Source organism: Thalassomonas actiniarum (assembly GCF_000948975.2).
In the GTDB taxonomy this organism is placed as follows: Bacteria; Pseudomonadota; Gammaproteobacteria; order Enterobacterales; family Alteromonadaceae; genus Thalassomonas; species Thalassomonas actiniarum.
In genome coordinates, this window is the sequence record NZ_CP059735.1 from 2472322 (window position 1) to 2488473 (window position 16152).

The 16152-nt window shown below is 46.6% G+C and carries 16 protein-coding genes; 14 read left to right on the forward strand and 2 right to left on the reverse strand.

Translation table 11 applies throughout. The annotated features are described in order from the left end of the window. Window positions 1-258 precede the first annotated feature (258 nt). The 10 genes from SG35_RS10765 to SG35_RS10810 all read left to right on the forward strand — a co-directional run bounded on the left by SG35_RS10765 (window position 259) and on the right by SG35_RS10810 (window position 10314). Window positions 259-645 (forward strand): BlaI/MecI/CopY family transcriptional regulator, encoded by a 387-nt coding sequence (locus SG35_RS10765; protein WP_044833525.1) that lies wholly within the window; start codon window positions 259-261, stop codon window positions 643-645. Further along, the gene (locus SG35_RS10770; RefSeq protein ID WP_053043110.1) at window positions 645-1610 is read left to right on the forward strand and encodes a M56 family metallopeptidase; all 966 of its coding nucleotides are present in this window, start codon (window positions 645-647) and stop codon (window positions 1608-1610) included. The genes SG35_RS10765 and SG35_RS10770 overlap by 1 nt, the downstream gene beginning before the upstream one ends. A gap of 174 nt (window positions 1611-1784) precedes the next feature. Then, window positions 1785-3002, forward strand: coding sequence for a TolC family protein (locus SG35_RS10775; RefSeq protein ID WP_044833523.1), 1218 nt, complete (start codon window positions 1785-1787; stop codon window positions 3000-3002). Between the two features lie 31 nt (window positions 3003-3033). Next, on the forward strand, window positions 3034-4272 hold the full coding sequence (locus SG35_RS10780; RefSeq protein WP_044833504.1) for an efflux RND transporter periplasmic adaptor subunit: 1239 nt from the start codon (window positions 3034-3036) through the stop codon (window positions 4270-4272). Between the two features lie 9 nt (window positions 4273-4281). After that, window positions 4282-7443, forward strand: coding sequence for an efflux RND transporter permease subunit (locus tag SG35_RS10785; RefSeq protein WP_044833503.1), 3162 nt, complete (start codon window positions 4282-4284; stop codon window positions 7441-7443). 51 nt (window positions 7444-7494) lie between these two features. Continuing rightward, window positions 7495-8142: a HupE/UreJ family protein gene (locus SG35_RS10790; RefSeq protein ID WP_420794565.1), complete on the forward strand. Its 648-nt coding sequence runs from the start codon at window positions 7495-7497 to the stop codon at window positions 8140-8142. Between the two features lie 65 nt (window positions 8143-8207). Further along, window positions 8208-8735, forward strand: coding sequence for a hypothetical protein (locus tag SG35_RS10795; RefSeq protein ID WP_044833501.1), 528 nt, complete (start codon window positions 8208-8210; stop codon window positions 8733-8735). A gap of 46 nt (window positions 8736-8781) precedes the next feature. Continuing rightward, window positions 8782-9141: a DUF6488 family protein gene (locus SG35_RS10800; RefSeq protein WP_044833500.1), complete on the forward strand. Its 360-nt coding sequence runs from the start codon at window positions 8782-8784 to the stop codon at window positions 9139-9141. 198 nt (window positions 9142-9339) lie between these two features. Then, a complete protein-coding gene (locus tag SG35_RS10805) occupies window positions 9340-9717 on the forward strand; it encodes a hypothetical protein (RefSeq protein ID WP_044833499.1) in 378 nt (125 codons plus the stop codon). Between the two features lie 24 nt (window positions 9718-9741). Next, window positions 9742-10314 carry a DUF922 domain-containing Zn-dependent protease gene (locus SG35_RS10810; protein WP_152646662.1) on the forward strand — a complete coding sequence of 191 codons (573 nt, stop codon included), beginning with the start codon at window positions 9742-9744 and terminating at the stop codon, window positions 10312-10314. Between the two features lie 22 nt (window positions 10315-10336). Here SG35_RS10810 and SG35_RS10815 read toward each other — a convergent pair whose 3' ends face one another. Then, window positions 10337-11047: an SPOR domain-containing protein gene (locus SG35_RS10815; RefSeq protein ID WP_152646661.1), complete on the reverse strand. Its 711-nt coding sequence runs from the start codon at window positions 11045-11047 to the stop codon at window positions 10337-10339. Window positions 11048-11287: 240 nt separating this feature from the next. Between SG35_RS10815 and SG35_RS10820 the strand changes: the two genes are divergently transcribed. Beyond that, entirely contained in the window at window positions 11288-11623 is a 336-nt protein-coding gene (locus SG35_RS10820) for a hypothetical protein (RefSeq protein ID WP_201777808.1), read from the forward strand. Window positions 11624-11680: 57 nt separating this feature from the next. Here the strand turns inward: SG35_RS10820 and SG35_RS10825 are convergent, their stop codons facing one another. Beyond that, window positions 11681-12592: an alpha/beta hydrolase family protein gene (locus SG35_RS10825; RefSeq protein ID WP_044833496.1), complete on the reverse strand. Its 912-nt coding sequence runs from the start codon at window positions 12590-12592 to the stop codon at window positions 11681-11683. A gap of 58 nt (window positions 12593-12650) precedes the next feature. Between SG35_RS10825 and SG35_RS10830 the strand changes: the two genes are divergently transcribed. The 3 genes from SG35_RS10830 (at window position 12651) to SG35_RS10840 (ending at window position 16091) form a co-directional block, all read left to right on the forward strand. Then, window positions 12651-13043: a MerR family transcriptional regulator gene (locus SG35_RS10830; RefSeq protein WP_044833495.1), complete on the forward strand. Its 393-nt coding sequence runs from the start codon at window positions 12651-12653 to the stop codon at window positions 13041-13043. A gap of 131 nt (window positions 13044-13174) precedes the next feature. Further along, entirely contained in the window at window positions 13175-14641 is a 1467-nt protein-coding gene (locus SG35_RS10835) for a DNA recombination protein RmuC (RefSeq protein ID WP_044833494.1), read from the forward strand. Window positions 14642-14903: 262 nt separating this feature from the next. Beyond that, complete coding sequence (locus SG35_RS10840; RefSeq protein WP_044833493.1) at window positions 14904-16091, forward strand: GGDEF domain-containing protein; 1188 nt, start codon at window positions 14904-14906, stop codon at window positions 16089-16091. Window positions 16092-16152: the final 61 nt, after the last annotated feature.

Genomic DNA, 16152 nt, shown 5'->3' on the forward strand with positions numbered 1-16152 from the left:
TTGTCGACGTCTTTGCTGCTACAAACTGGTGGTGATCAATGTTTTTGATGTGAGTATTTGTGTATTGCCACTGTAAGCTTATTCAAACTTGTTGTTGTAGCGGTGAATAAATTTTAAGGTTTGTTAGTATTAATTGCTTGATATTAGGTGTAAATATAAAACCTATTGACAGTCGGTTTTATATGGTAAACAATAAACCTATTGTCGGTCGGTTTTTATGTTCCTATGGCAAAATTTTATGACAAAAGAGGTAACTTCATGAAGCTTGGTGAATTGGAAAAACTGGTGCTGCAATACCTTTGGCAAAATGACTCTGCTGATGTGAAGCAGGTCTTTGGCCACTTTGAAAAAACGCGGGGCGGTAGTTTAAATACCATTCAGAGTACCCTGGATCGCTTGTATAAGAAAGGTTTGTTAACACGCCATAAAGCGGGACACGCATTTGTCTATCAGGCGAAAGTAGAAAGACATGAGCTTATCGGCCAGTTAATCAAGTCGGTGACCAGTGATTTCATTACCGAAGACGACAGCAGCTTAGTGGCTGCCTTTTCTTCCATTTCAAAAGAGTTTAACGAAGAGCAGCTGCTCAAATTAGAGAGCCTGATTGAACAGCAACGTCTTAAGTTAGGGCAGGAAAGTAAGTAATGATCGAGGGGGCATTGGCTATTTGGCTCAACACGTTTGCTATTGCAGTGATCACCTTTTTTATTGCCAATCTTGCCGTATCCCTGATGGTTTCTGTTTTAGACCAGCGTTTTCTTGGTATGGAAGTTGAGCCGCGCAAAACCATTTTATGGTTACTGGTGGCGATTCCCTGGTGTGTGGCTGTGCTGGTATCCAGTTATTTTTTATATAAATTCAGCAGCCTGGACCCTTTTAGCTGGAGCACGGCTTATGCCCACTGGCACCATATGGATGTTTATGCTGTTTTTAGCTGGCACAGCATTACCTTGCTCTTGGCCTTGCTGGGGATTGCTTATGTGCTGACTCGTAAAATCAGTCTTTTGCTAAAGCATAAAAATGAGTTATTGCTTTTATCCGGCTTTGCCAGGGAAATAGAGCGCCAGGTATATGAGTTGGAGCTGCCGCAAGCCTGCGCCTTTACCAGTGGCTTTTTGACTAAACATTGTTATATCACCTCTGGCATGCTTAACGCGACAACTGTGCAGGAGCAGGCGGTTATTTTGGGGCATGAAAAAGCCCATGCCAAAAATAATGACCCGTTAAAAAAATGGCTGTTCAGTATTTTGGCGGCATTTTTTCTTCCCTCGCTGACGGCGAGGTTAAAACTCCATATGACACTGGCCATGGAGCAGGCGGCAGATAACGCGGTCTTAAGTGAGGAGAATATTTCATCGACTATGGTAGCCGCGACTTTGGTCAAAGTCGCCCGGTTAAATGCCGCCGAAGCACCGCTGGTGAATAATGAGCTGGTAGCCAATTTTGGCGCAGATGTATTAGAGCAGCGGGTATATTTTCTGCTTGGTCGGCTGGAATTAAAGCCGGTAAATAAGCTGTTAACCCTGATATTTATTGTGCTTATTATTGTCGCCAGTTTATCTGCCATTGACAGCGTTCACCACCTGATGGAAACAATCTTTAGCCACTAATAGATATAATCTGGGTTCAAACCATAACAGCCGGCGGCTGTTTATTTTTAGCTAAAAAACCGATCTGCAATCGGCTTTACAATATTATCCCTTAATTTGATCTAAGGAAGAGGTGCAATGCCCATTCGTAGCGATACAAGAAAAAAACCGACTTGCAATCGGTTTAAAACCAAGATGAAACTGGCCCTGTTGGGGTTAGTTGCTGTTTCATCCGGCGCTTTTGCGCAACCAAGTCTATCCCTTAATGATGCCGTCAGCCTTACGCTGGCTCAGCATCCGCAGTTAAAAAAATATGCCTATCAGAGGGAGGCGGCAAAAGGCATGATGCAGCAAGCGGGTGTATCGACACCTGTGAATATTAACCTAGATGTTGAAGATGTGATCGGCACCGGCAGTTATTCCGGCTTGTCGGCCATGCAAACCACACTGAGCATTTCCTGGTTGCTTGAAGATGAAATTTTAAAGTCCCGGGTAAAGGTGGCAGGTGAGCAAGCACAGGCCAGTGACCTTGCCCGTCAGGGGGAAGCCTTGGATTTAGCTGCTGAAACCGCTGCCATCTTTATCACTTTGCTTGCTCAAAAAGAGCAATTAAAACTGGCTAAGCTGGCTGAAGCGCAAGCGAAAAAAGTGTTGGAGAATATCACCGTCAGGATGAAGGCGGGCAAGTCAAATCTTGTTGATCAGTTGCGGGCAAAAGCGGCGCTTTCGCAAAAAGCTTTGGTGGTGGAAGATCTTAACCATGAGGTTAAAGCGAGCCGGGCCCAGTTAGCCGCACAGTGGCAGGGAGATGCTGACATTCAAATTAGCGGCAGCTTGCAAGATATCCCTTCAATTGAAGCGCTAAATGCTACTGATGAAAAACTTAAAAACCATCCGAGATTAAAAACTTTTGCTGCCAGGCAGCGCCTTGCCCAAGCTGAGATCGCCCTGGCCAAGGTGACTGAAGAACCTGCCTGGAAAATCAATACCGGGTTTAAACGCAATGAGCAGCTTAATGACTTTGCCTTTACTGTCGGGATCTCGATTCCTTTTGGCAGTGAAAACCGTAATCAGGGAAAAATTCTGGCATTGCAGGCACAGCAGAATGAACAACAGGCACAAGCCGATGCCTGGTATCAGGGGATTTCAACCCGCATATTGCTGTTAACCCATAAGCTTAAGCACAACCGCCACGTTATTCAGGGGCTGGGATCAGAAACTATTCCTACCCTGGAGCTGGCGAATGTAAAAGCAGGTCAGGCCTATCGCACCGGCAGCTATAGCTACACCGACTGGTACGCAGTACAGCAGGAGCTGCTTGCGGCTCAGACAAAGCTGATAACCGCCTATGCCAATATCCACTTAAACAAGATTGAACTGGAGCGCTTAACCGGCGCATCCATTTCACACTAATGCACTGCCTGTCAGAGAAAGCGAGACAAATATGAAACTTAAATCAATAGTGACCGCTATGCTTATCGGTCAATTAGCCTTGAGCGGCGCACTGAGCAGCCAGGGTGTGTTTGCCCAATCCAATCCTGAGGCGGTAAAAGAGGCCGTTGAAAAAGGACCAAACAATGGCCGCATGTTACGCGATGGTGACTTTGCTATCGAACTGGCCATTTTTGAAGACGGCGTTCCTCCCGAGTTCAGGGTTTTCGCGACAAAAGCCGGTAAAAAGGTTACCGCACAAGATGTCGGGGTGAATGTTAAATTAACCCGGCTGGGGGATGTTATCGACGATATCAATTTTTTTGTCGAAAATGATTACCTGCGCGGCGATATGGAAATCTATGAACCTCATTCCTTTGTTGTCACCTTAAGTGCCAGCCATAAAGGCAAAAACTATTCATGGTCTTATGACAACTTTGAAGGCCGTACCGCCATTAGTGATGAAATGGCGCAGGTGATGAACATAAAAACCGAAACGGCCGGCAGCCAGATGTTCAATGAGACCTTAAAAGTGTTCGGCGAACTCAAGCTGGCGCCAAATGCGACCCGAAATGTCAGCGCCCGCTACCCGGGAGAAGTGAAGAAACTTGCTGCGGTATTAGGGCAGCAGGTCAAAAAAGGTCAGGTATTGTTCACCATAGAAAGCAATGAAAGCCTGCAAACTTATCCTGTTTACGCACCGGTGAGTGGTGTGATCACCGCGCAGGATATTGCCGTAGGTGAACAAACCAATAACAGAAGCTTATTGACCATCACAGACACCAGTATACTGATTGCCGAGCTTGGCGTTTTTCCTATGGATAAAGCTAAAGTCAAGCTGGGCGCCCCGGTCAAGATTTTCATTCCCGGCAGCGAGCAGGTGATTAACTCGCAACTGTTTGATGCCTTGTTCGCGCTGAACGACCAGCAGGCGAAAATTTTCAGGGCAGAAGTCAACAATAACAACGGCGAACTCAGTGTTGGCCAGTTTGTCAGCGCCGAGATTTCCCTGGCCAGTTACTCTGTGCCGCTGGCGGTTAAGTCTAGTGGGTTACAGGCCTTTCGGGATTTCACCGTGGTTTATGCCAAAGTCGGGCAACAATACGAAGTCAGGATGCTGGAACTTGGCCGGGAAGCGCCTCCCTGGGTGGAAGTGCTGGGGGGCTTGCCTCAAGGTACTGAATATGTGGCCGGAAACAGTTATCTCATTAAAGCCGATATCGACAAATCGGGCGCCTCGCACGATCACTAAGGAAGCCCTATGTTAGAAGCTATTTTAAAATTTTCGATAGAGCGCAGTAAGCTTATCCTGGTATTTGTGCTGGCGCTTGCAGCACTAGGAGCCTGGAATTTTACCAAGTTGCCTATTGACGCCGTGCCTGACATTACCAATGTCCAGGTGGTGATTAATACCGAAGCACCCGGTTATACGCCGCTGGAAGTTGAGCAAAGGGTGACTTTCCCGCTGGAAACGGCCCTGGCGGGTGTGCCGGGTTTGGTTAATACCCGATCTGTGTCCCGTTATGGCTTGTCCCAGGTGGTGGCCATTTTTACCGACGACACCGATGTTTATTTTGCCCGTCAGCTGGTGGGGGAAAAACTCAACGGGGCAAAAGCGGATCTGCCAAAAGGCTTAGCGCCTGAGCTGGGACCAATTTCAACCGGGTTGGGGGAGATCTTTATGTTTACCGTCGACTCAGTGCCCGGCGCTACCAATGAAGATGGCCGTTTGATCACACCTACCGATCTGCGTACCGTGCATGACTGGATCATCCGCCCCCAGCTGATGCAGGTGCAAGGGGTTGTTGAAGTCAATCCCATCGGCGGCTTTAAAAGAGAAATCCTGATTGCCATTAAACCGGAAAAACTACTTGCCCATGGCTTAAGCCAGCAGGATGTGATCCGCGCGGTCGGCGAGCATAACCAAAACCGGGGAGCGGGTTTTATCGAACGAAACGGCGCACAGTGGCTGGTACGTTTGCCCGGTCAGTTAGCCGATCTTGAGCAGCTGGCCAATGTGCCGATTGTCACGAAAACCGGCCTGGGTTTAAAGATAAAAGACGTTGCTGAGGTCAAAGAAGGCAAAGAGCTGAGATCCGGCGCCGCCACGCAAAATGGCCGGGAAGTGGTGATGAGTACCGTGTTTATGCTCATCGGCGAGAACAGCCAGAAGGTGGCTAAAGGTGTCGGCGAAAGACTCAAGGAAATTAATAAAAACCTGCCTGAGGGCATAGTAGCCACCGCCGTTTATGACAGGACCAAGCTGGTTAATAAAACCTTAACTACCGTGGAAACCAACCTGACGGAAGGGGCGATCCTGGTGATTGTTATCCTGTTCCTGCTATTGGGGAACTTCAGGGCGGCATTATTAACGGCGGCGGTGATTCCTTTTGCCATGTTGATGACGGTAACCGGCATGGTACAAGCCGGGGTCAGTGCCAACTTGATGAGTTTGGGTGCGCTGGATTTTGGCCTGCTGGTAGATGGTGCCATTATTATTGTCGAAAACTGTATGCGCCGTTTAAGCCAGGCATCCCAAAGCAATAAGAGCAAAGTATTGCCGCTAAACGAACGCTTGTCGTTAGTGTTTGAGGCCACCAGGGAAGTGATACGCCCGGCATTATTCGGGGTCTTTATTATCACCGCGGTTTACCTGCCTATTTTCGCCCTTTCCGGGGTTGAAGGAAAAATGTTCCACCCTATGGCTATTACTGTAGTGATCGCCCTGGTAAGCGCCATGATACTGTCGGTTACTTTTGTCCCGGCCGCCATTGCCTTGATGTTTAAAGGCCCTGTGATTGAAAAAGAGAACATCATCATGAAGGCGTGCGAGGCATTTTATAAGCCGGTACTGATCTTCGCCCTTAAAGGGCGCTACTTGATTATTGCCTTTGCCGTAATGCTGGTCTCCAGCGCCGGTTTTATGGCGACAAAAATGGGCAGTGAGTTTGTGCCTAACCTTGACGAAGGGGATATCGCCATGCACGCGCTGCGCATACCCGGTACATCGTTAAGCCAGTCCATCGAGATGCAAAAAGCACTGGAGGCCCGTATCCAGCAGCTACCTGAAGTTGAACGGGTATTTGCCAAAGTCGGTACCGCCGATGTGGCAACCGATGCGGTACCGCCGAGTGTTGCCGATAATTTTATTATTATCAAACCACGGCAAGAATGGCCCGACCCGGATAAGCCTAAGGTGGAACTGGTGCGTGAACTGGAAGCCCTGGTAACCCCGGTGCCGGGTAACCGCTATGAGTTTTTGCAACCCATTCAAATGCGCTTTAACGAGTTATTGGCTGGGGTGCGTGCCGAGCTGGCAATTAAGGTTTTTGGTGATGACTTTGATACCCTGGCAGGCCTTGGCAAAGAAATTGAAGCGGCCATTGCCGGTGTTGACGGTATTGCCGACGTACAGGTAGAGCAAACCTCGGGCTTACCGATATTAACTTTGATACCCAAAGATGAACGCTTGGCGGCTTATGCCTTGTCTAAATCGGACTTGCAGCAGCAGGTGGCCATTGCCTTAGGCGGCGAATCCGTTGGTAAATTTTATCAGGGAGACAGGCGCTTTGATATTGTTGTCAGGCTTCCCGAGCAGCAAAGAAGTGATGTGCAAAACCTTAATCAGTTGCCGATCCATTTGAGCGCAGGAGGGTTTGTTCCCTTACAGGAAGTTGCCCGCATTGAGCTGATTGCCGGTGCCAACCAGGTAAACCGGGAAAACGGCAAACGCCGCGTGGTGGTGACCGCCAATGTGCGCGGCCGGGATCTCGGCAGTTTTGTTAATGATATTAAGTCATCTATCGATAGTAAGGTGTTGTTACCGTCCGGTTATTGGCTGGAATACGGCGGTACCTACCAGAAACTTGAGTCGGCTTCTAAGCGCTTGAGCATAGTTGTGCCGGTCACTTTATTATTGATCATCGGTTTGTTATTGCTTGCCCTGTCATCTTTTAAAGATGCCATGATTATTTTCACCGGCGTGCCTTTGGCGCTTACCGGCGGTATCTTTGCGCTTATTTTAAGGGATATTCCTTTTTCTATATCCGCCGCCGTTGGTTTTATTGCCCTGTCGGGGATCGCTATCTTAAACGGCCTGGTAATGGTGTCCTTTATCCGCGAGCTTCACAAAGACAAGTTAGGCTTGGATGAGGCCATTATCAAAGGGGCGCTGACGCGCTTGAGGCCGGTCTTAACCACCGCCCTGGTGGCTTCCCTGGGTTTTGTTCCTATGGCGATAAACACGGGTATCGGCTCTGAAGTACAGCGACCGTTGGCGACTGTGGTGATCGGCGGTGTTATTTCTTCCACTATTTTAACTTTGTTTGTGCTGCCGGCACTGTACCGTTTGCTTCATGGTAAAGAAGCACGGCAAGGGGAGCAGCTAAATACTTCAACACTTCAATCACAAGGACAAATGTAAATGTCAGTAAAATGTAAACTCAGCTATTTGCTGTATCCGTTAATGCTGCTGATGGCACTGGCTTCAATAGAAGCCTTTGCCCACGGGGTGGATAGCAGCACTCGTAATTTTTTAGAAACACATTCCGGGGTACAGATCATTCCCTTTATGTATATCGGCGCGAAACATATGGTGACCGGGTATGATCATCTGTTGTTCCTGGTGGGGGTATTATTTTTTCTTCACCGCAGTAGGGATGTTTTACTTTATGTCAGTATGTTCACTATCGGCCACAGTGTCACCCTGATGACCGGTGTACTCGCCAATATTGAAGTTAATGCCTATCTGATAGATGCCATTATTGGTCTGTCCGTGGTTTATAAAGGCTTCGATAATTTAGGCGGCTTTAAACACTTTTTTGGCAAACAGCCTAACCCGAAAGTGGCGGTGCTTATTTTTGGTTTATTTCACGGGTTTGGCCTGGCAACCAAGATACAGGAATTTCAGCTACCGGGCGACGGCCTGGTGGCAAACCTGCTGGCGTTCAACGTTGGCGTAGAACTGGGCCAGTTTATGGCGTTGCTGTTTATTTTGTTGACCATTAATTACTGGCGTAAGCACGAAAGCTTCAACAGGTTTGCCAAAACCACCAACACTGCTTTGATGAGCGCCGGCTTTATGCTGGTCGGCATGCAGTTAACCGGGTACTTCATTAATTAATCACGTTTTATAACCAAAAACTAGCAACGAAAAATCAGTAACTAATGACTAAGAGATATTTATTTATGGAATCAAACCAAGAAAGCCGCTCCCTTATTAAAGCGTCAGTTATCGCCTTTGCCATCGCCATACTTGCCCTGGTGTTCTTTATTTTACCCGCAGAATACAACCTGGATCCGACCGGTGTCGGCAAGCAGCTTGGCCTGACGGTATTTAATGAAAATCAGGCTGCTACTAATACCGGCGCACAAGGTTCAAGTGAAAAGGCCCCGGGTGAACAAAATTCTGTGGTTTTGACAGTACCGGCGGGTAAGGGCATAGAGTACAAATTGTCGGTGCAGCAGTTCAAGAAGGTGAATTATGAATGGCTGACTGACGGCGGCGAGATTTATGTCGACCTTCACGGTGAACCTGCCGGAGATACCAGTGGATATTTTGAAAGTTATGCCATCGCCACCTTGCCCGAAATGAAGGGCAGTTTTACCGCCCCCTTTGACGGTTCTCATGGTTGGTACTGGAAAAACACTTCTTCAAAAGACATGAAAATTCAACTGCTTTTCGATGGCGACTATATCATTGAAGGGCTGAAATAAACTTCACAAGCAAAAAATTTATGACAATATTGATAAGGATAAACCAATGAAAATATTATTAAAGTTAATATTCATCGCGGCAGTTTCCATTTCAGGCTCTGTTTTTGCCCATACCGGCGGGCATGGGCAGGTAAGCGCGGGCAAAGCGGTTGCCATTGCCCAAACCTCGGCCAAAATGCTGACCTTTAAAGATCACGGTATGTCTGTTGGGAAAATAGATAAGTCATGGGCAAAGGTAACAAAAGAGAATTTTACCTTACTTGAGCAAAGCAGCGGCGTTTACATTGTCAAAGGGGTAAATACCGAGTCTCATCAAACCCTGTATTTTACCATTAGCAAGCAGGGGCAAGTGATGGAAGTCGCAGAGCCTGCAAACATTAAATCTGATCATGGTCATGCCCACTAATATCTTTGAGTTTGGCCAAACAGCGCGGTTTCACGGATGAAGCCGTGCTCTATGGTGAGAACTGGGGGAGGTGCTTTATGCTCGGGGAATAAAGTGGTAGTAACATCAGGCAGGTATTTCAAATAGCTGAAAAACTATGGGCTTTTAGATTACTAAAGTGTAACTTAGGGTTTTGCGATGCAGGCTTGGGAGTCATAGATGTATTTTATCGCGGGGTTTGGTCTGCTATTGATGCTGTTAAGCAGCGTGATGGTCGCCAGTCCCCGGTATTGGTCAGACGGTATTGTTAAATTTAGCCAAAAGCCTTATTTTCACTGGTTTGAAGTGATTAGCCGACTTGTTGGTGGAGGGCTGTTGATAAGTTATCATCAGGTGAGCTTATATCCAAAGTTAATACTTGGCCTGGGCGTTTTACTTATCGCGGTTGCTTTTGGTCTGGTGATTTATGGCTCAGAGAAACACCGTAACTTTGCCGTTTGGTCGGCAAAAAAATTTAAACCTGTATTCAGGGGAGCCGGTTTCGGGGCTTTTATTTTCGGGCTGTTTTTAGTTTATGTTGCCAATCCGGGTTTTTAGCCCGCAAATAGTAAAGGGATTGATGTGAACGTCAGGTTTATGCTGCTTTTTTTGCTCTTTGTTAATGCTGTCCAGGCAAAGCCGGCAATAGAGGAGCACTTTGAGTTTTACGATATTTATCCGGTCTCAAAAGAGGATATCCGCAGCGAAATTCAGCAAAGAACTCCGATCATCAGCCAGGGCAGCAGGTTTGACGGGCGCACCTTATGGCAGGTTGCCTGGCAATATTACCGGAAAAAAAGTGATAATCTCTGCCATATAACCAGGAATGAAATCACCTTAAAAGTCCTTTATACCATGCCGGCAATTGCGCCTAAGTTCACTGTTAAGCCAAAAGTAAGAGATGCCTTCGACAGTTATTATCAAGCCTTGCTTAATCATGAAAAGGGCCATAAAAAAATTGGCATTCAGGCGGCAAGCGCGATTGAGCAGGCGTTACTAAATTTCAAATCTTTTAGTCATTGCCAGGGGCTTGATACTGCCGTCAACAAGGCAATAACAGCAATTATCAATAACCATCATCGCCAGGATGAAGATTATGATCGGCAAACCGAACATGGCAAGCTACAGGGCGTTTCCATAGATAATCCTTTGTAGCAAGTTGAGGCTGGCTTGAGGGCTATTTGCCGTATGACCAGATATAACTCTCCGGCGCTACGCCATCAGCGATGATTTGATTTCTCAGCTGCAAGGCATCTTTTTTAGAGACATTGCTGGCAATGGCTACGGCATAAGGTTTAGCAAAGCCCCGGGGGTTATAAACTTTGGCCTTATAATTTTTCTCTGCCAGGCTTTTGGCCTGTGCTTTTGCCTGCTTGTAGCTATTGTGGGAGCCAACAATAACAAAGTAACTGTTTTGCTGTGACGTTTGCAGCTTTGTTCCGGCAACTCCCCTTAGAAACCGTGACCAGCCGCTGATCTTGGGCTCTTTTAACATCTGCTCATTTTGATACTGTTTGTTCTTGGTGCTCTCTGCAGAAGAATTAGCGGCAAAAGCCTGTGGGAAAATAGAGATAGAATATTTATTTGCCAGCGGGGATACGGGGAGGTTTTCATTGCTACCGACACCGCCATTGATAAAGGTTGCCAATAAAGCCGGCGCAGCTAATCCCAGTTGGAAAATTTTAAAGGGTTCGTTTTCGGTTTTATGCAGGTAGGCAACAAAAGCTCCCAGGAAAATCAGTATGATACACCTGACAATAAGACCTACCCAATCAAGCACTTCATAGTTGACCACAGCTGTTTTAAAATCAATTGACAACAAGGTTATCAGGTAGGGGGTAATGCCGCCTATTGCTCCTAAAGCAATACGTTTGTTTAGCTTCATCATGACTCTCCATACCGTGTGGATAAATTTGCTCTATCTGGAGTTGTTGCTATTACTGTGCTGCCAGAGCTACTTTTATCTCACCTCAGTTGATCTTTATCGCCCTTAAGATAGGAATGCTGATCTACTTTTTCTAAAAACTCTCTCTATATCAATAAGCTAATTTGCCGCTGCTAAATAAACTCAATATAATTATTGCTGAGCCTGTAAGCTCTATTTATTCATAAAAAGAAGGATGTATTAATGAAACTCAAGTCAATTGTTATGCTTTGCGCTATGTCTTTATCTTCTACTGTTATGGCGGGAAGTTACCAGTACGGTAAGGTAAGCGAATTAATTACCGAAGGCGACAGGGTGACGTTTCAGCTGGATACGGCAACTGGTATTGATATCAGGGATGAAAGCTGTAACGGCCAAACCCTGAATTTTGTTATTGACTTCAACACTAAAGCTACCGCGCAAATCATGTACCAGACGGCGCTGGAGTCCAAACGCGACGGCATCAATATCGGCGTAAACGGCGAAGGTAACTGCGGTATTGGCGGTGAATTTGAACAGGTGAGCACTATAGCGTGCTAACGGAAAACGTAAGAAAGCTGCTGTTTGATAGTCAACGGCAGCTTTGAAAGGGAGTCATTAAGCCCTGTATTCTTGTAGGTTTCGCCTATCAGGCGTTATTTCATCTTTGGCGTCTGCCTTTGGCAGCTGATCTAAGATAATTTGCTGCCAGAGATGATGCCGGTCCCGCTTGAAAAAGCCAAAATGACCGATACGCTTTTGCCGAAATTCACTTGGATGGAATATCTGCAGTTGTTTGCTCGCCCTGGGAAAGCGTGCCATCAGATCCTCTATGGTTTTTTTGGGGGAAAAACCAATATCGTCACTAAAGCCGACCGCATGGATATTACCTTGATATTCATGATAATAGGTTTGTTCCAGCGTCCGGTCGGAAAATAAATATTCTTTGCTTGTACTCCAGTTGCGCCAATCCAGTGCTACCCCTTTAGGTAAATCATGGCCTATGCCCGTTTTTCCGGGAATGTAACCCCGGATTTTGACCAGTGCAGGAAGTAGTAAATACCAGCTCAGCCACATTTTTGGCCATTGGCTTAAAGGGTATAATTTCCAGCTGCATGTGCCCGAGCTGATCAAGATAATTTGTCTTATTTTATCAAGTGACCGGCATAAACCGACTAAATGGCCGCCGGCGCTGTGGCCTATCAGGGTGATATCTTGCCACCGGGCCCAATGGTTAGCCGTAACATGATGCAGCAGGGCATCAAGATCAAGACTCCCCCAATCCCTTAATTTTGCCGGGTCGGTTTTGACATTTTCACTTTGTGAGCCGCCTATGCCTCTGGGATCCCAAGTGATAACAGTACAGCCGTGTTCGGCGAGATATTGAGCCAAAGCCTGGTAAAAATCCTGCTTCACGCCCAAGGCCGAGTTAATGATGATAAAGCGGTTATTCGAAGCCGTTGCCGGAAGATATTTGGTGGCGGACAGCACCCGGCCATCCTTGCATTTTACGTTAAATTTGATTGTCATAAATTCACCTCTTCCTTATCATAAACCCTGGACTATACTCCACGGTCAAGAGGAAATTATGCAAATAGGAGCATTGTGCCAAAGCACTGGCATGAGCAAAGACACCATACGTTTTTATGAAAAAATCGGTCTGATGGGAGACATCAAACGCAAAGCCAATGGTTATAAAGACTATTCTCAAGGCCATGTCGAGCAGTTGAAATTACTCAAACACGCTAAAGAGTTAGGCTTTACCCTCAATGAAATCAAGGAGCTGGCGGGGCTGTTTTTGTCAAAAAGCCTGCCGCCACAGGCAATGAATGATTATCTGAAAAAGAAAGCGTTGGAAATAGATGAAAAAATAGCGAAGCTACAGGCCTTTAAACAGGAAATTAAAGACACCCTGGCGGGCAATTGCATTTATAAAGAGCAGTTGATTAAGGCATCTGCCGGGGCTAAAAAATCCTCCTAGCCCGGGCGAAACTGTTATCAGGTAAATCCAGTCATTTATTGAATCCTGGAAGAAAATCTCAAACAGCAGTTACCTCTTAGCCTTATATATGGTTTAATAACTGTAAATAAAAACAGTGATAAAGCCTTGATATGGAAACTTCCCTTTTGCCTGAGCCATTTTTTCTACACCCCCTGTTTATTTTTCTCCTTATTTTCGCCGGTCTTTTTCTGATCGCTTTTTTGCTGTTGTGGCGAAAATTGGCACAAATAACTTTGTTGCAGCAGTTAAGTCAGCAAGAAAATGGTGCTGAGTCTTTTAATAACCAGCTGAGTCAATGGGGGCGGGCGCAGGAAAAAGCCTTTGATAAATTCCAGCAGCAACTCCAGTATTCGCACCAGCACCAGGTGAAGCAGTTGGGAGAGGTTAAAGTCTATTTTGAGCAGCAAATTGCCGACCTGCGCATTAAACTGCTGCGCCAGATAAGTGAGCAAAACAGTAAACAGGAATACAGTAACCGGCAGTTCTTCCAGGAGTTATCCCAAGGGCTTAATGAGCAAAAAGAGCAGTTTAACCACAACCAGCTAAAAGCGGTGGATCAGCTTATTGAGCATTTAACGAAAACCACCCGGGAAAACCGTGAAGAATTGTCTAAGACCCTGGCGAGCAGCAGCGAACAAATGTCGGTAAAAATGAATGAGCTGACCGGCGCCACCGATAAACGCCTGGCTGATATCAGTGTCCAGGTGGAAAAACGCTTAAGTGACGGTTTTGATAAAACCACCAAGACCTTTAACGATATCCTGCAAAGGCTGGCGTTAATCGATGATGCCCAGAAGAAAATCACTGAATTGTCCACCAATGTGGTCAGCCTGCAGGAAGTGCTGGCGGATAAACGCTCCCGCGGGGCTTTTGGCGAGGTACAGCTTAATGCCTTGATCAGGAATGTATTGCCTGAGCAGCATTTCTCGCTGCAACATACTTTATCTAATGGCAAGATTGCCGATTGTGTGTTGTTCTTGCCGCCGCCGACCGGGGATGTGGTGATCGATTCCAAATTTCCGCTGGAAAGCTACCGTAAGATGATGGACAACGAACTGGCCGAGCTCGAACGTAAAGCGGCGGAGCGCCAGTTCAAAGCCGATATTAAAAAACACATCAATGATATCAGCGATAAATATCTGATTGACCGGGAAACCTCAGACGGCGCCATTATGTTTATTCCGGCAGAGGCTATTTTTGCTGAAATTCATGCCCACCAAAGTGAGTTGGTAGAATTTGCCAATAAAAAACGGGTGTGGTTGGCTTCCCCCACTACCTTGATGGCGATTTTAACTACCGTACGCTCGGTATTAAAAGATGAAGCCACAAGGCAGCAAATTCACCTGATCCAGCAACACCTTTCCATGTTGTCGCAGGACTTTGGCCGCTTTAAAGGCCGCTTTGCCAACCTGGCGAAACATATCGACCAGGCAGCATCGGATGTTAAACAAATTCATACCTCTGCCGATAAGATCACTAACCGTTTTGAAAAAATAGAGCGGGTGGACTTACAGGAAGGGCAGCATGAGTCATCCCTTGAGTTGGCGCCGGGACAGAGCCTGGCCCATAAGTCTTAGCAAGAAAATAACAGCCGCTTTATTTATCGTGACGGGCAATTATCAGGGGATTTTTTATTTTCTGTGATAAAAACAAATATAATTTAATGAAAACACATGAAATGGTCGCCTGCTAACTTGAGAGTCTGTTATTCTGTGTTTGATTTGAATAAGCACCCCGGCAAGCATAGCTGTATTTATTGCCGGAGCTGTGTTTAGAGCGCCATCCGGATTAACCGCTCTTGTTTTGAGTGGATGCTTTAAAAAGAAGTAGGGTAGTGAGTTGTTTAAGTTAGAAGGTTTTAATGTTACCGCATTGAGCATTGCCGGCTCAGTACTGGTTTTTGCCCTGATGATACATTTTCAGGCGTTTTGGCAGCCGTGGCAGCATATTATGGTGAATGTGTTATATGCGCTGATCGGCATTACCATTATTTTTGCGGCTCAGTTCAGCCGCAGCCGTTTCTCCCTGTTGGCCGCTTTATGGCTGGTTTTTTATCTCAGCTTAGAATATACCTTGCCCTGGTCTGCCTGGCTGAAAAGTCATAAGGACTGGATGTTATTAACCGGCGTCGGGGTTTTTGCCTTATTTTCCGTGATCAAAGACCGCGGCCTGCTTAGCGTGCACGGTCCGGGACGTTTGTTGTTCATCGCCATGTGCGGCCTGGTAGCCCATCTCTGGTTATGGGCCAGTGACTTGATTCTTGGGCAAGTGCCTAAAACCGATCCCGCTTATGATTATGTCCAGCTGTTGTCCCTGGAAGTGCCCGTGGTGCTTGCCAGTATGGTACTGCTGTGGCAAAGCCTGGTTAAGGCAAATTTGCTGTTAAGCGCCTTGCTGGTCAGTTTTATTATTTGGTGCGTACAGTATTACCAGTTAATTGCCTTGCCCTGGGAGGTGATTTTAACGGTATTGGTGTGTCATTACCTGCTGGTGGTGGTTATCGACTCTTATTTTCTCGCCTACCGGGATGAGCTGACGACTTTGCCTTCACGCCGGGCACTGAACCAGCTAGCCTTGTCCCTGGGACGTAAATATACCGTGGCTATGCTCGATATCGATCATTTTAAAAAGTTCAATGATACCTACGGCCATGATATCGGCGATCAGGTATTAAAATTGGTGGCGTCAAAACTGTCAAAAGTACGCGGCGGCGGTAAGGTTTACCGTTATGGCGGTGAAGAGTTTACGGTAGTTTTTCCCGGGAAATCTGCCGCCCATGCCGTGGCAGAGCTGGAAATATTACGCCAGAGCATAGCGGATTATAAAATGGTGATCCGCGATCCCAACCGCCAAACCAAGCAAGCGCGTAACGGCAGTAAAAACAAGGGCATGAAAACCGTCAGCATCACGATTTCTATCGGGGTTGCCATGCGCGGCAGCAAGCAAAACTTTGACCGGGTGCTCAAGCTTGCCGATGAGGCGCTATACCGGGCCAAGAAAAACGGCCGTAATAATGTCAGTCAGTGATGTTTATTTTTCAGCCCCAATTAGTAATGAATTGGGGCTGTTTTTAATTTGATGTTATTGC